This is a genomic window from Arthrobacter sp. YAF17 (genome assembly GCF_052113365.1).
GTDB lineage: Bacteria > Actinomycetota > Actinomycetes > Actinomycetales > Micrococcaceae > Arthrobacter.
This window is the reverse complement of the sequence record NZ_JBFRDB010000009.1, coordinates 1-21,203: the sequence shown is the minus strand read 5'-3', so window position 1 is coordinate 21,203 and position 21,203 is coordinate 1. Positions and strand designations below refer to the sequence as shown.

Below are 21,203 nucleotides of genomic sequence, written 5' to 3'. Positions count from 1 at the left end.
GGGATCGTCTCCGGCCTAGGTGAACGGAAGGTGTCCGGGTTCGCTTTATGTTAATACTCCGCCACTGTTCCTGCGATGGCACGTTGTTTCCCTGATCAGTTCCTGAGCCCTGGGTGCGGGGCACAGGAACAAGTTCTGCGGACCGATCCCTAGGGAACCAGGATCACTTTGCCGGTGGTGCGCCGCTGCTCGAGGTCATCGTGGGCCTGGGCGGCCTCTGCCAGGTCGTAGCGGCCGCCGACCCGCACCTTGAGGCTTCCATCGGCCACCGCAGCGAAGAGCTCGTTGGAGCGCCAGCGGCGTTCCTCGGCATTGCGCAGGAAATGCGCGATCGTCGGCCGGGTGAGGTACAGGGAGCCCCCGGAGTTGAGCCGTTGCGGATCGAAGGGCGGAACAGGGCCGGAAGCGGCGCCGAAGAGCACCAGGGTGCCGCGGATACGCAGAGCCTCGAGGGACCCGTCGAAGGTGTCCTTGCCGACGCCGTCATACACGACGTCCGCGCCGGTCCCGTCCGTGAGTTCGCGGACCTTGGCGGCGAAGCCGTCATAGCGCAGCACATGGTCGGCTTCTGCGTCGCGGGCCAGCTGCTCCTTGTCGTCCGTGGAAACGGTGGTGATCACGCGCGCGCCCCGGGCCTTGAGCAGCTGGATCAGCAGGAGGCCGACGCCGCCCGCTCCGGCGTGCAGCAGGACGGTATGGCCCGGCTCCACCTTGAAGGAGGAATTGATCAGGTAGTGCGCGGTGATGCCCTGCAGCGGTAGGGCAGCGGCCGTGAAGTCGTCCACGCCGGAGGGGACCGGCAGCGCCTTGTCTTCATCGATCAGGGCGTAGCCGGCGTAGCAGTTGATGCCTTCCGCGGTGGCCACACGGTCGCCGGTGGAGAACCCGGTGACGCCGTCGCCGAGTTCCTCCACGGTGCCCGAGGCCTCGGAGCCGGGAGTGAACGGATACGGAACCTTGTACGTTCCGCTGCGCTTGTAGGTGTCGATGAAGTTCACGCCGACGGCGGCGACCTTGACCAGCAACTGGCCGGGGCCCGGAACCGGGCGGTCCACCTCGGTCAATGTGAGGACCTCGGGGCCCCCGGCCTCGCTGGCGACGATTGCATGCATCATGGAACTCCTTGGCTGGGCTGAATTTCCAGGGCTGATATTCCAGGAGCTGGCGTTCCTGGACCTGATCTGATCCTGCACCCATCCTAGGGACACCGGCGCCAACGACGAAGTGACGGCCGGTATCCGGCCGCCACTTCAGGTCAAACAGTAAAGTCGGTGCCCTCGAGGGGGCGGCAGGGCCACCAGGGCGCCTGCGCGGCTGCGGAGCCCCGCCGCTTAGTAGCGGCGGGTGACCGTGGCCATCGGGCACTCGAAGTGGCGTCCGGCGGAGAGTCCGACGTCGTTGAGGTAGCGGACGATGATGCCGTAGGACTGCAGCAGCGTGGTTTCCGTGTAGGGGACCTGGTGCTTCGCGCAGAACTCGCGGACGATCACGGCGGCCTTGTCGAGCTGCGGGCGGGCCATGTCCGGGAAAAGGTGGTGCTCGGCCTGGCGGTTGAGGCCGCCGAGCAGGATGTCCATGAAGCGGCCGCCGGAGATGTTCCGGGACGTCAGGACCTGGCGGCTGAAGAAGTCCACCCGGCTGTCGGCCGGCAGGACCGGCATGCCCTTGTGGTTCGGCGCGAAGGAAGCGCCCATGTAGAAACCGAAGACGGCGAGCTGGACCGCGATGAATGCAAGCGCCATGCCCCACGGCAGGAAGGTGAAAGCGAGTACCGGCAGCACGCTGAGGCGGGCAAGGAGGATCGGGATTTCGACCCAGCGGTGTGTGACCTTGGCGCGCTGGAAGATGAACTTGATCGAATCGATCTGCAGGCCCAGGCCGACGAGGAACAGCAGCGGGAAGAAGAGCCAGCCCTGTTTGCGGGTCAGGTAGGAAAAGCGTCCCTGCCGGGTCGCCGCGGCTTCGGGGTAGAACGCGATTGCGCCGGTCGCGATGTCCGGGTCCTTGGAAATGACGTTCGGGTGGTTGTGGTGCGCGCCGTGCTTCTGCTCCCACCAGGAGTAGCTGATCCCGGCGACCGAGGTAGCCAGCAGCCGTGCGGCCCAGTCATTGGCGCGGCGCGAGGCGAAGATCTGCCGGTGCCCGGCCTCGTGGGCCAGGAAGCTCAGCTGGGTGCAGAGGATGCCGACGGCCGCGGCGATGAGGAGCTGGAACCAGCTGTCGCCGATCAGGGCGAAGCCGAACCAGGTGGCGGTCATCAGGAGCACGAGCACGGAAAACACGGTGATGTAGAAGCCGACGCGGCGTTCCAGCAGGCCTGCGGCCTTGACGGTTTTGAGGAGTTCCGAGTAGCTCAGGACGACGGCGTTCGGCTGCCGGATCCGGGATTTGGGGCCGCCGGGTTTCGCGGCAGGGGCGGAGAGGGTGGAGGTCATGGGAAAGCGCGCCTCGATGCTGTAACGGGCAACGCTGCATCCGACACTCGGACTGCACGGTCTGGATCACCCTCTACCAAGCATACGCTGGCAGCAGGACGCGGCCCTCCCGGATTCGAGCGGAACAGCTGCGGCACCAGGGGCCGGGGCGCGTGGCAGTCCATGCATAAATATCGGCATCTATGCATACTCTTGCTGTATAGTCCTTGCTATGACTATTTCTGTTGCCGTCTCCGGCGCAAGCGGTTATGCCGGCGGCGAGGTGCTGCGGCTCCTCGCCGGCCACCCCGACGTCACCATCGGCGCCATCACGGCCCACAGCAACGCCGGTTCCAGACTAGGGGAATTGCAACCCCATCTCCACGGCCTGGCCAGCCGTATCCTCGAAGACACCACAGTGGAGAACCTGGCCGGACACGACGTCGTGTTCCTGGCCCTGCCGCACGGCGCCTCCGCGGACATCGCGGCGCAGCTGCCCGCCGGCACCGTGGTGATCGACGCCGGCGCCGACCACCGGCTGGAGGACCCGGCGGCGTGGGAGAAGTTCTACGGCTCGCCGCACGCCGGCACCTGGCCCTACGGCCTGCCGGAGCTTCCCGGCCAGCGCGAGGCGCTCCGCGGCGCCAAGCGGATCGCCGTGCCCGGCTGCTATCCGACGTCGGCCCTGCTCGCCCTCACCCCGGGCTTCAGCAACCACCTGCTGGAGGCGGACGACGTCGTCATCGTCTCCGCCTCCGGCACATCCGGAGCGGGCAAGGCCGCGAAGGTCAACCTGATCGGCGCCGAGGTCATGGGTTCGATGAGCCCCTACGGCGTCGGCGGCGGACACCGGCACACACCCGAAATCGAACAGGGACTGTCCAAGGCCCTGAACGCTCCGGTCACCGTCTCCTTCACCCCCACCCTGGCCCCCATGAGCCGGGGCATCCTCACCACCGCGACGGCCAAGGTCCGGCCCGGTGTGACCGTGGAGGAGCTGCGCCGTGCCTGGTCCGAGGCCTACGACGACGAGCCCTTCGTGCACCTGTTGCCGGAGGGCCGCTGGCCTTCCACCAAGTCCGTGCAGGGATCCAACCACGCCGTCATGCAGCTGGCGCTCGACAGCCACACCGGCCGCGTGATCGTCACCTGTGCCATCGACAACCTGACCAAGGGGACCGCCGGCGGGGCCGTGCAGGCCATGAACATCGCCCTCGGCCTGGCGGAAACCGCCGGCCTCGAACTGCAGGGAGTCGCACCGTGAGCATCACCGCCCCCCAGGGATTCCGCGCCGCCGGCGTCACGGCCGGCCTGAAGGCCTCCGGCAACCCGGACCTCGCCCTCGTGGTCAACGACGGCCCCGCCAAGGCTGCCGCGGCCGTGTTCACGTCCAACCGGGTGGCCGCAGCCCCCGTGCACTGGTCCCGCGAGGTGGTCAAGGACGGCCGCGTTGACGCCGTCATCCTCAACTCCGGCGGAGCCAACGCCTGCACCGGCCCGCAGGGCTTCCAGAACGCGCACACCACCGCCGAGAAGACCGCCGAGGCGCTGGGCGTTTCGGCCACCGACGTCTTTGTCTGCTCCACGGGCCTGATCGGCGAGCAGCTTCCGATGGAGAAGATCCTCGCCGGGATCGGCACCGCCACGGCGGGGCTCAGCAGCGACGGCGGGTCCGACGCCGCCACCGCGATCATGACCACGGATTCCGTGTCGAAGCAGGCGGTCTTCACCGGCACCGACGCCGACGGCAACGAATTCACCATCGGCGGCATGGCCAAGGGCGCCGGCATGCTCGCCCCGGGCCTCGCCACGATGCTGGTGGTCATCACCACCGACGCGGAGGTCCTGCCGGACATGCTCGACGTCGTGCTCCGCGACGCCACCCGGGTCACCTTTGACCGGGCGGACTCGGATGGCTGCATGTCCACCAACGACACGGTGGTGCTGCTCGCCTCCGGTGCCTCCGGCGCCGTCCCGTCCGCCGTCGAATTCGGCAAGGGCCTGACCCAGGTCTGTGCGGAACTGGCCCGCAAGCTGATCGGCGACGCCGAGGGCGCCAGCCACGACATCGCGATCCGCACCTTCAACGCCGCGAGTGAGCGGGACGCCGAAGTGGTCAGCCGCTCCGTCGCCCGCTCCAACCTCTTCAAAGCCGCGATCTTCGGCAAGGACCCCAACTGGGGCCGCGTGCTCTCCGCCGTSGGCACCACCGACGCSGCCTTCGAGCCCGACCGGCTCAACGTGTCCATGAACGGCGTGCAGATCTGCCGCAACGGCAGCATCGGAGATGACCGCGGCCTCGTGGACCTAGAGCCGCGCGAGGTCCTCGTCGAGATCGACCTGCAGGCCGGCGCGGCGGAGGCCACCATCTGGACCAACGACCTCACCCACGACTACGTCCACGAAAACAGCGCCTACTCCAGCTAGGCAGTTCCCGGAGGGACGACCACTATGAACACCCAGACCCGCGAAACCACCTCCATGTCCGACGCCCAAAGCAAGGCCGGCACCCTGATCGAGGCCCTGCCCTGGATCCAGCGCTTCGCCGGCACCACCATGGTGATCAAATACGGCGGCAACGCCATGGTCAACGACGAGCTCCGCCGCGCCTTCGCCGAGGACGTGGTCTTCCTGCACCACGTCGGCATCCACCCCGTGGTGGTGCACGGCGGCGGCCCGCAGATCAACGCGATGCTCAGCCGGCTCGGCATCGAATCAGAATTCAAGGGCGGCCTGCGGGTCACCACCCCCGAGGCCATGGACGTTGTCCGGATGGTCCTCACCGGCCAGGTCGGCCGCGAACTCGTCGGCCTGATCAACTCCCACGGCCCGTACGCCGTCGGCATGTCCGGTGAAGACGGCGGACTGCTCCGCGCCGTCCGCACCGGCACCGTCGTCGACGGCGAGGAGGTCGACCTGGGCCTGGTGGGCGAAGTGACCGGCGTGAACCCCGAGGGAATCCTGGACATCATCGCAGCCGGCCGGATCCCGGTGATCTCCACTGTTGCCCCCGAAATCTTCGACGACGGCAGCCTGGACGCCGCGACAAAACAGGCCCAGACCACCGGCCAGGTCCTGAACGTCAACGCGGACACCGCCGCCGCCGCCCTCGCGGAAGCCCTCGGCGCCTCCAAACTCGTGATCCTGACCGACGTCGAGGGGCTCTTCGCCAACTGGCCGGACCGCTCCTCGCTGATTTCCTCGCTGACGGCGTCGGAACTGCGCGAGCTGCTCCCGCGCCTGGAGTCGGGCATGATCCCGAAGATGGAAGCCTGCCTCAAAGCCGTCGAGGGCGGCGTCGAACGCGCGCACATCGTGGACGGCCGGCTGCCGCACTCGATGCTGCTGGAAACCTTCACGACGGCGGGCATCGGCACGCAGGTCGTCCCGGACGAGGACAACAAATGAACCAGACCGAATCTGCTGCTTCCGCCGATCTCGAGCACTCCCCGGTGGGGGAGCTCGTCCACTCGCACGCCACCGGCGCGCAGTGGCTGTCCCGCTACTCGTCCTCCCTGCTGGGCGTCTTCGGCACCCCGCAGCGGGTCCTGGTCCGCGGCGCCGGCTGCCTCGTCTGGGACGCCGACGGCAAGGAATACCTGGACCTGCTCGGCGGCATCGCCGTCAACGCCCTGGGCCACGCTCACCCCTTCGTCACCTCGGTGATCTCCAGCCAGCTCGCCACCCTTGGCCACGTCTCCAACTTCTTCACGAGCCCCACCCAGATCGCCCTGGCGGAGAAGCTGCTGGAAGTTTCCAAGGCTCCGGCGGGTTCCAGGGTGTTCTTCGCCAACTCCGGCACCGAAGCCGTTGAGGCCGCGTTCAAGCTGGCCCGGCGAAACAGTGGCGCCGGCCACGAGTCAGCGGACAAACCGCGCACCAAGATCATCGCCCTAGAAGGCGCCTTCCACGGCCGGACCATGGGCGCCCTCGCGCTCACCGCGAAGGAAGCATACCGGGCGCCGTTCGCACCGCTGCCCGCCGGCGTCGTGCACGTCCCGTTCGGTGACATCGAAGCGCTCCGCGCCGAAATTGACGACACCACCGCCGCGGTCTTCCTCGAACCGATCCAGGGCGAAGCGGGCGTCCGCCCGCTGCCCGCCGGCTACCTGCAGGCGGCGCGGGAGGCCACCAGCGCCGCCGGTGCCTTGCTGATCCTCGACGAGGTCCAGACCGGCATCGGCCGCACCGGCAAATGGCTCGCGAGCGAGGACGCAGGGATCGTGCCCGACGCCGTGACCCTGGCCAAGGGCCTCGGCGGCGGCTTCCCGATCGGCGCCCTCGTCACCTTCGGACCCGAGGTTTCCTCGTTGCTCTCCGCCGGCCAGCACGGGACCACGTTCGGCGGCAACCCGGTGGCCACCGCCGCCGCACTGGCCACCCTGCACGTCCTGGAAAACCAGCACGTCCTGGACCACGTCCGCGACACGGGGGAGCACCTGCGTGCGGGTCTCGCCGGGATCGACGGCGTCACCGAGGTCCGCGGCGAAGGGCTCCTCATCGGCTTCGACCTCGACGCCGACATCGCCCCGGCCGTTGTGACGGCCGGGCTCGAGGCGGGTTTCATTGTCAACAGCCCCGGCCCGCACACCATCCGCCTCGCGCCGCCGCTGATCCTCACCACCGAACAGGCCGACCGCTTCCTCGCGGCGCTGCCCGCCCTCCTCCAGACCGCAAAGGACGCCCAGTGAACGCGACAGGAACTTCGACCATGACTGCGAAGAGCCAGACCCGCCACTTCCTCAAGGACACGGACCTCACCCCGGCCGAGCAGGCCGAGGTCCTGGAGCTCGCCGTCCGGATGAAGGCCGCCCCGTACAGCGTGCAGCCGTTCGCCGCCGACGGCAGCGGACGCCAGACCGTCGCCGTGATCTTCGACAAGACCTCCACCCGGACCAGGGTCTCTTTTGCCACGGGCGTGGCGGACATGGGCGGCAACGCGCTCATCATCAACCCGGGCGAGGCGCAGATCGGCCACAAGGAATCCGTCGAGGACACCGCCAAGGTCCTGGAGCGCATGGTGTCGACTATCGTCTGGCGCACCGGCGCCCACTCCGGACTCGTCGCCATGGCCAAAAACTCGCGCGTGCCGGTGRTCAACGCSCTGWSCGACGACTACCACCCCTGCCAGCTSCTCGCCGACCTGCTSACCGTCAAGGAACACAAGGGCGACCTGGCGGGCCTCACCATGAGCTACCTCGGCGACTCCGCCAACAACATGGCCAACTCCTACCTGCTGGCCGGTGTCACCGCGGGCATGCACGTCCGGATCGCCGGCCCCGAGGGGTACCTGCCGTCCCGGGCGATCATCGCCGCGGCCGAAGACCGCGCGGCGGAGACCGGCGGCTCAGTGCTCGTCACCGTGGACGCCGCCGAGGCGCTGCTCGGAGCCGACGTCGTCGCCACCGACACCTGGGTGTCCATGGGACAGGAGGACGAGAAGGAAGCCCGGCTGCAGCTGTTCCGCGACTACGCCGTGGACGAAGCGGCGATGAAGCTTGCCGCGCCGGACGCCGTCGTGCTCCACTGCCTGCCCGCCTACCGCGGCTACGAGATCGCCGCGGCCGTGATCGACGGCCCGCAGTCCATCGTCTGGGACGAAGCCGAGAACCGGCTGCACGCCCAGAAGGCCCTCATGGCCTGGCTGATGCACCGGTCCGGCCTCGCCGTCGTCGAAGGGCTCGGCTAGTGTCCGTCCAGCCCGCCGCCCCGGGAGCCAGCCCGGCCACCAAAACGGCCCGGCAAGCGCGGATCACCGCGATCCTCACCGGTGAATCGGTCCGCTCACAGGCGGAACTGGCGGCGCTGCTGGCGGACGACGGCGTCCAGGTCACCCAGGCCACGCTGTCCCGGGACCTCGTGGAACTCGGCGCAGTCCGGGTCCGCGGCAAGGAAGGCGTCCTGGTCTACGCGGTGCCGGGGGAGGGCGGCGAGCGTGCGGCCAAGAGCGGCGTCACGCAGGAGATCCTCGACGCGCGGCTGGCCCGGCTCTGCGGCGAACTGCTGGTCACCGCCGAAGCGTCCGCGAACATCGTGGTGCTCCGGACCCCTCCCGGCGCGGCCAACTTCCTGGCCCTCGCGATCGACCACTCGGTGATGCCGTCCATCCTGGGCACCATCGCGGGGGACGACACCGTGCTGCTGGTCACCCGCGACCCGCTCGGCGGCGCGGCCCTGGCCGCCCGCTTCCTGCAGCTCGCCGAGGAAGCCGGCACCGGCTGAGAAGCCGCAGGATTCATTGAAGATTGGGCCTGCCACACGGATGTGACAGGCTTTCAGTAGACAAGCTTTTCCCCGATATTTTTCCCAAACAACTAAGGAGCATTTCAAGTGACTGAGCGTATTGTGCTGGCCTACTCCGGTGGCCTGGATACTTCCGTAGCCATCGGCTGGATCGGTGAAGCAACCGGCGCCGAGGTCATCGCCGTGGCGGTCGACGTCGGACAGGGCGGCGAGTCGCTGGAGACGATCCGCCAGCGTGCCCTGGGCTGCGGCGCCGTCGAAGCCTACGTGGCCGACGCGTCCGACGAGTTCGCCAACGAGTACTGCATGCCCACGCTGCAGGCCAACGCCCTCTACCAGGGCCACTACCCGCTGGTTTCCGCGATCTCCCGCCCGGTGATCGTCAAGCACCTCGTCAAGGCCGCCCGCGAATTTGGCGCCACCACCGTCGCCCACGGCTGCACCGGCAAGGGCAACGACCAGGTCCGCTTCGAGGTCGGCATCCAGACCCTCGGCCCGGACCTGAAGTGCATCGCCCCGGTCCGCGACCTCGCCCTGACCCGCGACAAGGCCATCGCCTTCGCCGAGGAAAAGGGACTGCCGATCGAGACCACCAAAAAGAACCCGTACTCGATCGACCAGAACGTCTGGGGCCGCGCCGTCGAGACCGGCTACCTCGAGGACATCTGGAACGCCCCCACCAAGGACATCTACGACTACACCGCCACCCCGGAGTTCCCGCCGGCGCCGGATGAAGTCACCATCTCCTTCGAGGCCGGCATCCCGGTGGCGATCGACGGCGTCAAGGTCACCCCGCTGCAGGCCATCAAGGAACTCAACCGCCGCGCCGGCGCCCAGGGCGTCGGCCGGATCGACGTCGTCGAGGACCGCCTCGTCGGCATCAAGTCCCGCGAAATCTACGAGGCCCCCGGTGCCATGGCGCTGATCACCGCGCACAAGCACCTCGAGGACATCACGATCGAACGCGAGCAGGCCCGCTTCAAGGCGACCGTCGGCCAGCGCTGGGCCGAGCTGGTCTACGACGGCCAGTGGTTCTCCCCGCTGAAGCGCTCCCTCGACGCCTTCATCCTGGACACCCAGCGCTACGTCACCGGCGACATCCGCATGGTGCTGCACGGCGGCCAGGCGATCGTCAACGGACGCCGCTCCGAGACCTCGCTCTACGACTTCGACCTCGCCACCTACGACACCGGCGACACGTTCGACCAGTCGATGGCGCGCGGCTTCATCGAGCTGTGGGGCATGTCCGCCAAGGTTGCCTCCGGCCGCGACATCCGCGTCGCCGGAAAGTAGCCCCTGTGGCTGAGCACAAGTCCGAGGCTACAAACACGGGTGCGCTATGGGGCGGCCGGTTCGCCGGCGGCCCCGCGGACGCCCTCGCCGCGCTGAGCAAGTCCACGCACTTCGACTGGCGGCTGGCCCGCTACGACATCGCCGGGTCCAAGGCGCACGCCCGCGTGCTGCACAAGGCCGGGCTGCTGGACGACGCCGAACTCGAGGGGATGCTTGCCGCCCTGACCCGGCTGGACGAGGACGTCGCCTCCGGCGCCTACCTGCCGGCGGAGTCGGATGAGGACGTGCACGGTTCCCTGGAACGCGGCCTGATCGAGCGCGCCGGCACCCAGCTCGGCGGCAAGCTCCGCGCCGGCCGGTCCCGCAACGACCAGGTGGCCACGCTGGGACGGATGTTCCTGCGCGACCACGCCCGGATCATCGCCCGCGGCGTGCTCGCCACGATCGACGCGCTGGTGGACCAGGGCAAGGCGCACCAGGGCGTGGCCATGCCCGGCCGCACCCACCTCCAGCACGCCCAGCCCGTCCTGCTCAGCCACCACCTGCTGGCCCACGCCTGGGCGCTGCTGCGCGACGTGCAGCGGCTGGCCGACTGGGACAAGCGCGCGGGCGTTTCGCCCTACGGCTCGGGCGCCCTCGCGGGCTCCTCGCTGGGCCTGGACCCGGAGGCCGTCGCCGCGGACCTGGGCTTCTTCTCGGCCACCCACAACTCGATCGACGGCACCGCCTCCCGCGACGTCTTCGCCGAGTTCGCCTGGATCACGGCCATGATCGGCGTGGACCTGTCCCGGGTGTCGGAGGAGGTCATCCTGTGGGCCACTAAGGAGTTCTCCTTCGTCACCCTGCACGATTCCTACTCCACCGGCTCCTCGATCATGCCGCAGAAGAAGAACCCGGATGTGGCGGAACTGGCGCGTGGAAAGGCCGGCCGGCTGATCGGCAACCTGACCGGGCTGCTGGCCACCCTTAAGGGCCTGCCGCTCGCGTACAACCGCGACCTGCAGGAGGACAAGGAGCCGGTCTTCGACGCCGCCGATACCCTGGAGGTCCTGCTCCCGGCCGTCTCCGGCATGATCGCGACGCTGACGTTCAACACCGAACGGATGGAATCGCTGGCACCCCAAGGCTTCGCGCTGGCCACGGACATCGCCGAATGGCTGGTCCGCCAGGGTGTCCCGTTCCGCGAGGCGCACGAACTCTCCGGTGCCGCGGTCAAACAGGCCGAAAGCCGCGGCGTCGAGCTCTGGGACCTGACGGACGAGGAATACGCCGCCATCTCGGAGCACCTGACGCCGGAGGTCCGCACGGTCCTCTCCACCGAGGGTTCGCTCAACAGCCGGAACTCCCAGGGCGGCACCGCACCGGCCGCCGTCGAACGCCAGCTGCTGGCCCTCGAGGGCGAGCTCGCCGGCGTCCGCGGGTACGCCGGCTAGCACCCAGACGCTCCCTCAGTTCTGGCACCGATTCCGCCGACGCTCCTGCACCCGTTGCAGGAGCGTCGGCGGATTTCCTGCAAATGGTGAGGGAGCGTTGTGCGTTGGCCACCGAACAGTCCTCGGTAGCATTACGGCATGAGCCAGACCTTCCGGCAGTTGCTGCGTGCCCTGCCCGATTTCCCCGAAACGCTCCCGGACTTCGACCCGGACACAGCCCCCGCAGACCCTGCCGAACTGTTCCGGCAGTGGCTCGACGAGGCGCTGGCGGCCGGTGTGCCACAGCCCAACGCCTGCAGCCTGGCCACAGCGGACGTGCTCGGCCGGCCCTCCTCCCGGATGCTGATCCTGAAGGACATCGACGACGAAGGCTGGCACTTCGCCACGTCCAGGGAGTCCCGCAAAGGGCAGGAGCTCACGGCCAACCCGCACGCGGCCCTGAACTTCTTCTGGCAGCAGCAGGGCCGGCAGGTCCGCGTCGCCGGCAGCGTCGTTGAACTTTCCCGCGAAGCGTCCGCATCAGACTGGCATGCCCGGCCCGGCGCGGACGGCACCGACAACCCCACCTGGCAGCTGTACGCCGTCCGGCCCCGCGAAATCGAATTCTGGCAGGCCCGGCACGATCGCCGGCACACCCGCCACCGGTACGGCCTGGAGTCCTTCAGTTAATCCTGATTTATCCAGTGCCCTCGGCTAGGATGATCGCCATGACCGCAATCACCCCGGACAACCTCCTGGAAGAACTCCGCCGCGCCGCCGGTGTCGTGACCGGAATCACCGCCAAACTGCGCGAGGCAGACGTCAGAGCACCCTCGGAATTGCCGGGCTGGACCCGCGGCCACGTGCTGGCCCACATCTGCGGCATCGCCAACGCGATGGCCCGCCAGGTGGAATTCGCGGCCCGAGGAGACAGCATCGAGCTCTACGACGGCGGCTTCGAGGGGCGGACCCGGGCGATCGAAATGGCCGCCGGGCACACCCTCGCCGAACACCGGGAAGATGTGGACGCGGCCCTGGGCCGGGCCCTGCACGCCTTCGAAACGCTGGACGCCGCCGGCTGGCAAGTGCCGATCAGCTACCGCGGGGGAGTCGTCCTGGACGGCGGCCTGGCGCTCTGGCGTGAGCTCACCATCCATGCCACCGACCTCGGGACGGGCCGGGGGCCGGAAACCTGGAGCCGGCCATTCTGCGAGCACCTGTTCGATTTCCTGGCTGCCCGCGTGCCGGAGGGGCAGCGCTTCGTGCTCCAGCCGCTCGGCCTGCCCGGCATGGCCATCGGAACTCCCGGCGGCCGCGCGACGGCGATCAACGGGATGCTGACCGATATCGCGGCCTGGCTCGCGGGACGCACTCCGACCCTCGGCAGCCTGCGCGCCACCGCGGCGGCCGACGGCGTGGACCTTCCGGAGCTGCTGCCGTGGCCCGCCGGGGTGCCCGTCACCCGCTGAGGATGCACCGAGGTGAGACTTCGCGCCCATGATCCGCCGGCAAAGTCAACGGGTGGGCGCAAAGTCTCACCTCGGCACAATGGCCAGGCTGGTTTTAGGGCTGGCGCTACCTCGGCGCGGTTTCGAGCAGCGCCGTCTCGCGCTCCCGGGCCAGGAGGCTTTCCTTGATGACCAGCCCCCAGCGGAAGCCGCCCAGGGTCCCGTCGGTGCGGATGACGCGGTGGCACGGAACAAACAGGGCCGCCGCGTTGAAGGCACAGGCACTCGCTGCCGCGCGTACGGCCTTCACGTTTCCGGACAGGGCAGCGTACTCGGTGTAAGTCACGGGGTGTCCCGGCGCGACAGTCCGGAGCATGTCCCAGGCGTGGCCGCGGAACGGACCGGACTTCTGCAGCACCGGCACCTCCATGGCCGGACCCGGATCCCCGGCGTAGAACCCGTCCACGGCCTCAGAGATGGCACCGAGTCCGGTTACGGTCTCGAACTCGCCCGGCAACAGGTCCGCGTGGATCTGCCCGGTCAGTTCGCCGGGAACTGCGGTCCACCCGGAGGCAAGCACGGCCCCGTCCCGGGCAATGATGGTGAACGGACCGTCCGGGGTGGACATGGTCAACAGTTGGGCTTTCATGATGTCGCTTTCTTCGGGGTTGCAATCTTCGTGAGCCGGGTGGACCGGGCCGCGGACTGTGCTGCCGCGGCAGCGCGCCAGAGGTGCATGGTGGCATACGAGCGCCAGGGGCTGAGTTCACGGAAGTCAGGGCTCAGCGGCGTTTCGGGGGCCAGGGCAGCGCCGGCAGGACCGGCGCTGGCTGGACCGGCGCTGGCCGGGGCGGCCGCGAGCGAGCGGATGCCGTTGCGCACGGCGGCGTCGTTCGCGAGGAAGACATCCGGAGCGCCGATCACGCGCATCGCCACATAACCCACAGTCCACGGACCGACGCCGGCGAGGGGCAGTAGTTTCGTCTCCAGCCCCGGCAGGTCATCGCCGTAGCCGAAATCGAGGCCGCCCGACGCCATCGCCGCGGCAGCACCCCGGACCGAGTCGATGCGGCGCTGCGGGCCGCGGAGGAATTCGAAACCGGACTCCGCGATCTGCGCCGCCGTGGGGAACAGCCGGTGCAGCCCGTCGGCCGGAACCAGGCACTCACTCCCGGCCGCGGACAGCTGGATAAGGGCGGTCCGGGCCGCGGCGACAGTGATCTGCTGCCCGATCATCGCGCGGACCAGCAGCTCCTGCGGGTCGACGGCGCCCGGCATCCGGATGCCCGGGGTGGCAGCAACGCTGGCGGCCAGCCGCGGATCGGACCCCAGCGCGCCGTCGATGGCGACGGGATCGGCGTCGAGGTCCAGCAGCCGGCGGACCCGGCTGAGCAGGGATGGCAGGTCCCGCAGGTCGACGGCGCCGATGGTCAGCACCAGCGGCCGGCCGGGGGCCCCGGCGTCGTAGTCCACCCGGAAGCGCGCATCGCCGTGGGCCAGCCGCAGCGTCCGGGCGTAAGAACCGGAGGAGCCCTCCTCGATGCCGGGGACGGCCCGGACCGCGAGGAAATCGAAGACCCCCGGGTCGAACGGTTCACGGTACGGAAGGTTGAGCGTCAGGGCCGTTGACGTCACGGCGGCCGACGACGGCGCCCTATGGTGCCGGGCCGTGCCCCGCAGTGCCGAGGGCGTCATCGCGAAGACCTCGCCAATGGTCTCGTTGAACTGGCGCACGCTGCTGAAACCGGCCGCGAACGCGATGTCGGCGACTTTCATGGTGGTGGAGACCAGCAGGGTGCGCGCGGTCTGGGCCCGGCTTGCCCTCGCCAGCGACAGCGGTCCCGCACCGAGTTCGTGGCTCAGGATCCGGTTGAGCTGCCGCGAGGAGTAGCCCAGCCGGGCAGCGAGCCCTTCCACGCCGTCGCGGTTGATCACCCCGTCGTTGATGAGCCGCATCGCCCGTCCCGCGACGTCCGAGCGCAGATTCCAGGCCGGTGTGCCGGGGACCGCCTCGGGCAGGCAGCGCTTGCAGGCCCGGTAGCCGGCGTCGTGTGCGGCGGCGGACGTTTCGTAGAAGGTGACATTCCCCGCTTTGGGGGTCCGGGCCGGACAGGAAGGGCGGCAATAAATGCCCGTGGTGCGGACAGCCGTGTAGAACTGCCCGTCGAACCGGGTGTCCCGGGCGTCGATTGCCCGGTAGCGCTGCCAGAAGTCCATGTGTCCATCCTGCCAGCTGCCCGGACCTGCCGCTAGCGGAAATCGGACACGGCCGTGAAGGCGGGGCGGGCTCTTTGTTAAAGTCGGAGCATGAGTCAGACGCCGCCCGCCAGCGAACTGCGTGAGCTCCTGTCCCGGGACGCCCGCGAGGTGGCGCCGCTGCTGCTCGGCGCGGTCCTGACGCATGAGGGGCGCGACGGCCCGGTGTCTGTGCGGATCACCGAGGTGGAGGCCTACCTGGGACCGCAGGACTCCCTGCACCCGGATCCCGGCTCGCACACCTTCCGCGGCGCCACCGCCCGCAACGCGGTGATGTTCGGCCCGGCCGGCCACCTGTATGTCTACTTCACCTACGGCATGCACCACTGCGCCAACATCGTGTGCGGACCGGACGGCCTGGCCTCCGCGGTCCTGCTGAGGGCCGGCGAGATTGTGGCCGGGGAGGAACTGGCACTCAGCCGACGGCCGACGTCGAAATCCCCCAAGGACCTGGCAAGCGGCCCGGCGCGGCTCGCCACGGCGCTCGGCATCAAGACGGCGGACAGCGGCCGCGACGCCCTCCAGTCCCCGTTCCGGCTGGAACTTCCGGCCGTCCATGCCGTGGACGTCAGCTCCGGGCCGCGCGTCGGCGTCTCGGGCGCCGGGGGCAGCCACGACTACCCCTGGCGCTTCTGGCTGAGCGGCGACCCGACCGTCTCACGCTATAAGGCGGCGAAAGTGCGCCTGGCCTAGCAGTCCGGACGCGGCGATCCTGGTGACTCCGACTAATCGGCGGGGGATGATGAGGCCCTATGGGTGAGGGCAAGCGCGGGAAGCCGCGCAACGAGCTCGAACGGCTCGAGATTTTTGAGCAGCTGGCCGCCGAATACTTCCGGATGGCCGGGCTGTTCCAGCCGGAGGGCGGGCCGGTGCCGCCGGACTCTGTCGAGGGGGAGCGCAGGCAGTGGGTGGAGCTATTCCGGGCGGCCCTGCTGCGCAAGTTCATCGTCCGCGATGAACACGTCTCGCTCAAACTGGTGGTGCGGGCCCTGCGCCTCTGTAACTTCGCGGCAGACCGCGGGCTCGCCGAGGGGGCGGATGCAGTGACAGCCCTCTTCACGGCCGAGATGGTGCAGGGCCGCCGGCACGACATACCCGGACCATCCCCGGATGACGGGCGCGACACTTTCGAGGACGTTCTCTACGGACGGCTCCTGCACGGCGACGCCGACCGGTTCCACCGCTCCGACTGGGCGAAGGACTACAACCGGCTCCGGGCGGCGGCGGCCCGCCGGTTCGACGCGGAGCACGCGCTCGGAAAGGCGCTCGACGTCGTCCGCTACGGCCTCGCGCATGACCTCCTGCGCTCACCGGCCGCACCGGTTTCATCGGTTGACGGTGCGGGACCCGAAGGGCCCGATCCGTAGGGTTTGGTGCCCAGCCAGTAGGGTAGATGGGTGAATCCTAGCGAGCACCGACAGACCACTTTGCACCCGAATGAGACCACGGCGCCGGTGGACGAGCTGATCAGCAGCCTGTGCGCCACCATCCCCGATTACCCCAGACCCGGCATCGTCTTCAAGGACCTGACCCCCGTCTTCGCCGACGGCGCGGCACTGAAGGCCGTGGTGAACGCACTGGTTGGGCCGTTTAAGGGCCAGTTCGACGCCGTCGCCGGCGTGGAGGCCCGTGGCTTCCTGCTGGCTGCGGCCGCGGCCTACGCGACCGGCACCGGCGTCATCACCGTCCGCAAGGCCGGCAAGCTGCCGCGGGAGGTGGTGTCCGAGGACTACGCCCTCGAATACGGCAACGCCACCCTTGAGCTGCACACCACGGACCTCGCTCCCGGCAGCAGGGTCCTGATCCTCGATGACGTGCTCGCCACGGGCGGCACGCTCGGGGCCGCCGTGCGGCTGTTCGAACGCTGCGGTGTGGAGGTTGCCGGCGTGGGTGTGGTTCTGGAACTCGACGAGCTCGGTGGCCGGGCGGCCCTGGGCGGCCACCGGGTCAGCTCCCTGCTCCGCCTGTAGTTCCGTCCCGTCCTCTGCGCCGCGAGCACGTCCCGGCCGTGCCGGCAGCGGGGAAGTCGCGCCGAAACAGTGGACGATGCCGCATGCCCCGGTAGAATGCCTGCAAAAAAACTGACATGTTCGGATGGGCAGACCGAAATGGTTGTAGAATGGTTGGTCCGTCTTTTTCGATAGGGGAACGTTCGATGCACGACGCTGATTTGGCCCATGAGCGCGACTATGTGGCCGGACTTTACGCCCGGCTGGATGAGCTGCGGGCGGAAAAGCGCGCCCAGCTGGCCCAGGTCCGGCGTGCCGGTGCGGTGGGCACCATGCAGAACGTCTCCGAGCGGGACGCCTTCGCGGCACTCTACGAGGACCGCCTGGCGCAGCTCGACGCCGTCGACGACCGGCTCGTATTCGGCCGCCTTGACCTGGACTCCGGGGACGCGCAGTACATCGGCCGCATCGGCCTGACCACCGACGACCTTCAGCGACTCATGCTGGACTGGCGCGCCCCCGAAGCCGGCCACTTCTACCAGGCCACAGCGTTCGACCGGCAGGGCGTGCGCCGCCGCCGCCACCTCATCCTGCAGGGCCGCGAAGTCAAGGCCATCGAAGATGACGTCCTCGACGCCGACCTGCTCGCCGACAATGACTCGCTCCAAGGCGAGGGCGCCCTGCTGGCAGCCCTGAATTCCAAGCGGACCGGACGGATGTCCGACATCGTCGGGACCATCCAGTCCGAACAGGACCGGATCATCCGCTCCTCGATCTCCGGCGCCCTCGTGGTCCAGGGGGGTCCCGGCACCGGAAAAACCGCGGTGGCGCTGCACCGCGCCGCCTATCTGCTCTACACCCACCGGGACCGGCTCAAAACCGCCGGTGTCCTGCTGGTGGGCCCGTCGTCGTCGTTCATGAAGTACATCGAGCGCGTCCTGCCGTCGCTGGGCGAAACCGGCGTCGTGATGGCGAGCGTCGGCCGGCTGATGCCGGGCATCCACGCCGTTGCCGAGCCTGAAGCCGACGTCGCGGCCATCAAGGGCCGGCTGGACATGGCCGAGGTGGTGGCGAACGCCGTGGCCAACCGGCAGCGCATTCCGGCCGCCAACCGCATCCTCGAAGTGGACGGGCGCAAACTTGTCCTGACGCCCCGGCAGGTCCGCCGCGCCCGGGACAGGGCACGCTCCACCGGAAAGCCGCACAACGAGGCCCGCGTCTCGTTCGTGAAGATGCTGCTGCGCGAACTGACCGAGCAGATGACGGAACTCGTCGAAGCCGGCAGCCTCGGCAACAACGCCGACCGCTCCTACCTGGCCGAGGACGTACGCTCTGCCAGGGATGTCCGCATCGCCCTGAACCTGTGCTGGATGCCGATGACTCCGGAGAAGCTCATCGGTGAACTCCTCAGCAGGCCCGCGATCCTGGATGCCTGCACACCGGGGCTCAGCCCGGACGAGCGCGAACTGCTGCTCCGTCCTGCCGATTCCCCGTGGACCGAATCGGACGTTCCGCTGCTGGACGAGGCCGCCGAACTGCTCGGCGAACTCGACGCCGCCGCCGGCAGGGGACTGGCCCAGCAGGAACATGACCGCGCCCGGGATCTGGCCAACGCGAAGCAGACGCTGGTCAACATGGAAACCGCCGGTGTGGACGTCCTGGTCACCGCGGAAGAGCTCGTGGACCAGAATCAGGAACGCGAAGCCCGGCTCACTGCGGCCGAGCGCGCCACGACGGACCGCAGCTGGGCCTTCGGGCACATCGTGGTGGACGAAGCCCAGGAACTCTCGCCCATGCAGTGGCGGCTGCTGGTGCGTCGCTGCCCGCTGAAGTCCTTCACGATCGTGGGCGACATTGCCCAGACGAGTTCGGTCGCCGGTGCCAATTCCTGGCACGGGGCACTGGCTCCCATGTTTGGGGACCGCTGGCAGCTTGAGGAACTCACCGTCAACTACCGCACGCCCTCGCAGATCGCGGAAGCGGCCGCCCGGATGGCCAACGCGGCAGGACTGGTCGTCTCCGCTCCGAAGGCTGTCCGCGAGGGCCGCTGGGCTCCGGTGATCGACCGCGTCGAGCCCGGCCAGATCATCAACAAGCTCGTGGAGGTCCTGCCGGAGGAACTCGATTCGCTGGAAGGCGGCCTGCTCGCCGTCATTGCCGACGGCGAACTCCTCCCGGAGGCGACCGCCGCGCTGCGCGCTGTCTATGGCCGGCGCGTCGGCACGGATGCCGGCAGCTACGTACAGGACATCGTGGTGATCAGCCCCCGCGAGGCCAAGGGCCTGGAGTTCGACGGCGTCGTGGTGCTGGAGCCGTCGGCGATGCTGAACCACGAACACGGCCGCGTCGGTGACCTGTATGTGGCCATGACCCGGCCCACGCAGCGGCTGCGGCTCATCGCCGCCGCCGGCGTGCCGGCCGGCATCGAAGACTGAGTCCTGCCTCCAGGCGCCGGCGCACGCCGGCGTCTGGGCGTCCCGGCACCGGACAGCGGACGACGGCGGCGGGAGTCCCGCCGTCGTGCCTTTGCCGGCTCCGGGTCCAAGGACGGTCACAAGCGCTGAGGGCGCCCGGATCCTGCTAACTTAGATTCCGTGTCCCAGCTAAATGATCTCCGTTCCCAGCAGAATGACCCCAGCTTCGCCAATGTCTGGCAGGAGCTGAAATGGCGCGGCCTTGTCCACGTCTCAACGGATGAGGCGGAGCTTGAAAAGCTGCTTGCCGGCGATCCCGTGACCTATTACTGCGGCTTCGATCCCACTGCGCCGAGCCTGCACCTGGGAAACCTGGTCCAGTTGCTGCTGATGCGCCGGATCCAGCTGGCCGGCCACAAACCCCTCGGGCTGGTGGGCGGCTCGACCGGCCTGATCGGCGATCCCCGGCAGACCGCCGAACGCGTGCTGAACACCCCCGAGACCGTCGCCGAATGGGTCGGGAAACTGCAGGAGCAGGTGCAGCGTTTCCTCAGCTTCGACGGCGACAACGCAGCCCGGATGGTCAACAATCTGGACTGGACCGCGCCGCTGAGCGCCATCGACTTCCTGCGCGGTATCGGCAAGCACTTCCGGGTCGGCACCATGATCAAAAAGGACATTGTTGCCAACCGCCTGAACTCCGATGAGGGGATCAGCTACACGGAGTTCAGCTACCAGATCCTGCAGGGGATGGACTACCTCCAGCTTTTCCGCGACTACGGCTGTGTTCTGCAGACCGGCGGTTCGGACCAGTGGGGCAACCTCACCAGCGGCACCGACCTTATCCGCAAGGTCGAGGGCAAACACGTCCATGCGCTCGGTACGCCCCTCATCACCAACTCCGACGGCACCAAGTTCGGCAAGAGCGAGGGCAACGCCATCTGGCTGGATCCGGAGATGTGCAGCCCGTACGCCTTCTACCAGTTCTGGCTGAACACCGCGGACAGCGACGTTGCGGCACGCCTGAAGGTTTTCACGTTCCTGAGCCGTGCCGAGATCGAGGCTCTGGAGGCCGCGGTTGCGGAGCGGCCCTTCGCCCGCGAAGGACAGCGGAAGCTGGCTTACGAGGTGACCTCCCTTGTCCACGGCGTGGATGCCACTGAGAAGGTCATCGCCGCCTCCGCTGCGCTGTTCGGCAATGGTGACTTGAGCGTCCTCGACGAGGCGACGCTCAAGGCTGCGACCTCCGAGCTGCCGTCAGCCACCGTCGACGCTGGCGGCCTGGGCATCATCGAACTGCTGGTGGCAACGGGTTTGTCGGAGAGCAAGTCCGCCGCCCGCCGCACGGTGGGGGAGGGTGGAGCCTACGTAAACAACGCCAAGGTGGCGGATCCGGAGACGGTCATAGAGTCCGGGCAGCTGCTGCACGGACGCTACCTGCTGCTGCGCCGTGGCAAGAAAAACCTGGCAACTGTTGAGGTCACAGCCGGCTAGTCCTGCACCCCCTGCGTCATCTGCACGCTCCTTCCCGATCCAGTTGCAAGGTCGGGGAGGAGCGTGTATTGTTTTCTGAGTCGCCACCGAAGAGTGGTGGCCAACCCCAACAAAAATAGAGAAGCAATTCTTCTAGCGCTTTCGGCTCCCTTGGAGCATACGGTGCAAACATGAAAAATTGCTTCCAATTCTGCTGGGCGGATTCGCTTCACCGAGTGAAATTCAGATGAAAATCCGGATTTGCAAAGTGGATATGAATGAAATAAGCTTGAAATATCGC

The 21,203-nt window shown here is 68.5% G+C and carries 20 protein-coding genes; 15 read left to right on the top strand and 5 right to left on the bottom strand.

What is annotated here, in order from left to right:
• Positions 1-149 precede the first annotated feature (149 nt).
• Both AB4Y67_RS08865 and AB4Y67_RS08860 read right to left on the bottom strand, forming a co-directional pair.
• Positions 150-1,115: a quinone oxidoreductase family protein gene (locus AB4Y67_RS08865; RefSeq protein ID WP_441405413.1), complete on the bottom strand. Its 966-nt coding sequence runs from the start codon at positions 1,113-1,115 to the stop codon at positions 150-152.
• A gap of 216 nt (positions 1,116-1,331) precedes the next feature.
• Positions 1,332-2,435, bottom strand: coding sequence for a fatty acid desaturase family protein (locus AB4Y67_RS08860; protein WP_441405412.1), 1,104 nt, complete (start codon positions 2,433-2,435; stop codon positions 1,332-1,334).
• A gap of 211 nt (positions 2,436-2,646) precedes the next feature.
• Between AB4Y67_RS08860 and argC the strand changes: the two genes are divergently transcribed.
• The 10 genes from argC to AB4Y67_RS08810 all read left to right on the top strand — a co-directional run bounded on the left by argC (position 2,647) and on the right by AB4Y67_RS08810 (position 12,831).
• Entirely contained in the window at positions 2,647-3,678 is a 1,032-nt protein-coding gene (gene argC, locus AB4Y67_RS08855; RefSeq protein ID WP_441405411.1) for an N-acetyl-gamma-glutamyl-phosphate reductase, read from the top strand.
• A complete protein-coding gene (gene argJ / locus AB4Y67_RS08850; protein WP_441405410.1) occupies positions 3,675-4,841 on the top strand; it encodes a bifunctional glutamate N-acetyltransferase/amino-acid acetyltransferase ArgJ in 1,167 nt (388 codons plus the stop codon). The genes argC and argJ overlap by 4 nt, the downstream gene beginning before the upstream one ends.
• 24 nt (positions 4,842-4,865) lie before the next feature.
• Positions 4,866-5,822, top strand: a complete 957-nt coding sequence (argB, locus tag AB4Y67_RS08845; RefSeq protein WP_441405409.1) for an acetylglutamate kinase — start codon at positions 4,866-4,868, stop codon at positions 5,820-5,822.
• Entirely contained in the window at positions 5,819-7,105 is a 1,287-nt protein-coding gene (locus AB4Y67_RS08840) for an acetylornithine transaminase (protein ID WP_441405408.1), read from the top strand. Before argB ends, AB4Y67_RS08840 begins: the two co-directional genes overlap by 4 nt.
• A 20-nt stretch (positions 7,106-7,125) precedes the next feature.
• Positions 7,126-8,103, top strand: a complete 978-nt coding sequence (gene argF, locus AB4Y67_RS08835; RefSeq protein ID WP_441405407.1) for an ornithine carbamoyltransferase — start codon at positions 7,126-7,128, stop codon at positions 8,101-8,103.
• On the top strand, positions 8,103-8,636 hold the full coding sequence (locus tag AB4Y67_RS08830; protein ID WP_441405406.1) for an arginine repressor: 534 nt from the start codon (positions 8,103-8,105) through the stop codon (positions 8,634-8,636). The genes argF and AB4Y67_RS08830 overlap by 1 nt, the downstream gene beginning before the upstream one ends.
• A gap of 108 nt (positions 8,637-8,744) precedes the next feature.
• The gene (locus AB4Y67_RS08825; protein WP_224049189.1) at positions 8,745-9,950 is read left to right on the top strand and encodes an argininosuccinate synthase; all 1,206 of its coding nucleotides are present in this window, start codon (positions 8,745-8,747) and stop codon (positions 9,948-9,950) included.
• 5 nt (positions 9,951-9,955) lie between these two features.
• Positions 9,956-11,383: an argininosuccinate lyase gene (gene argH, locus AB4Y67_RS08820; protein WP_441405405.1), complete on the top strand. Its 1,428-nt coding sequence runs from the start codon at positions 9,956-9,958 to the stop codon at positions 11,381-11,383.
• 138 nt (positions 11,384-11,521) lie between these two features.
• Complete coding sequence (locus tag AB4Y67_RS08815) at positions 11,522-12,052, top strand: pyridoxine/pyridoxamine 5'-phosphate oxidase (protein ID WP_441405404.1); 531 nt, start codon at positions 11,522-11,524, stop codon at positions 12,050-12,052.
• A gap of 38 nt (positions 12,053-12,090) precedes the next feature.
• Positions 12,091-12,831 carry a maleylpyruvate isomerase family mycothiol-dependent enzyme gene (locus AB4Y67_RS08810; protein ID WP_441405403.1) on the top strand — a complete coding sequence of 247 codons (741 nt, stop codon included), beginning with the start codon at positions 12,091-12,093 and terminating at the stop codon, positions 12,829-12,831.
• Between the two features lie 106 nt (positions 12,832-12,937).
• Here the strand turns inward: AB4Y67_RS08810 and AB4Y67_RS08805 are convergent, their stop codons facing one another.
• Both AB4Y67_RS08805 and AB4Y67_RS08800 read right to left on the bottom strand, forming a co-directional pair.
• Positions 12,938-13,459 (bottom strand): methylated-DNA--[protein]-cysteine S-methyltransferase, encoded by a 522-nt coding sequence (locus AB4Y67_RS08805; RefSeq protein WP_441405402.1) that lies wholly within the window; start codon positions 13,457-13,459, stop codon positions 12,938-12,940.
• Positions 13,456-15,027: a DNA-3-methyladenine glycosylase 2 family protein gene (locus AB4Y67_RS08800; protein WP_441405401.1), complete on the bottom strand. Its 1,572-nt coding sequence runs from the start codon at positions 15,025-15,027 to the stop codon at positions 13,456-13,458. Before AB4Y67_RS08800 ends, AB4Y67_RS08805 begins: the two co-directional genes overlap by 4 nt.
• A 90-nt stretch (positions 15,028-15,117) precedes the next feature.
• On the opposite strand from AB4Y67_RS08800, the gene AB4Y67_RS08795 reads away from it, so the two are divergent.
• The 5 genes from AB4Y67_RS08795 to tyrS all read left to right on the top strand — a co-directional run bounded on the left by AB4Y67_RS08795 (position 15,118) and on the right by tyrS (position 20,923).
• Positions 15,118-15,759: a DNA-3-methyladenine glycosylase gene (locus tag AB4Y67_RS08795; protein WP_441405400.1), complete on the top strand. Its 642-nt coding sequence runs from the start codon at positions 15,118-15,120 to the stop codon at positions 15,757-15,759.
• Between the two features lie 59 nt (positions 15,760-15,818).
• Complete coding sequence (locus AB4Y67_RS08790; RefSeq protein WP_441405399.1) at positions 15,819-16,433, top strand: hypothetical protein; 615 nt, start codon at positions 15,819-15,821, stop codon at positions 16,431-16,433.
• Positions 16,434-16,463: 30 nt separating this feature from the next.
• A complete protein-coding gene (locus AB4Y67_RS08785; protein WP_441405398.1) occupies positions 16,464-17,036 on the top strand; it encodes an adenine phosphoribosyltransferase in 573 nt (190 codons plus the stop codon).
• Positions 17,037-17,221: 185 nt separating this feature from the next.
• Entirely contained in the window at positions 17,222-19,450 is a 2,229-nt protein-coding gene (locus AB4Y67_RS08780; RefSeq protein WP_441405397.1) for a HelD family protein, read from the top strand.
• A gap of 159 nt (positions 19,451-19,609) precedes the next feature.
• On the top strand, positions 19,610-20,923 hold the full coding sequence (tyrS, locus tag AB4Y67_RS08775) for a tyrosine--tRNA ligase (RefSeq protein ID WP_441405396.1): 1,314 nt from the start codon (positions 19,610-19,612) through the stop codon (positions 20,921-20,923).
• On the opposite strand, the gene AB4Y67_RS08770 is transcribed toward tyrS, so the two are convergent.
• On the bottom strand, positions 20,920-21,203 hold a 284-nt coding region (locus AB4Y67_RS08770), incomplete at its 5' end, for a hypothetical protein (protein WP_441405395.1). The two genes, tyrS and AB4Y67_RS08770, sit on opposite strands and share 4 nt — an antisense overlap.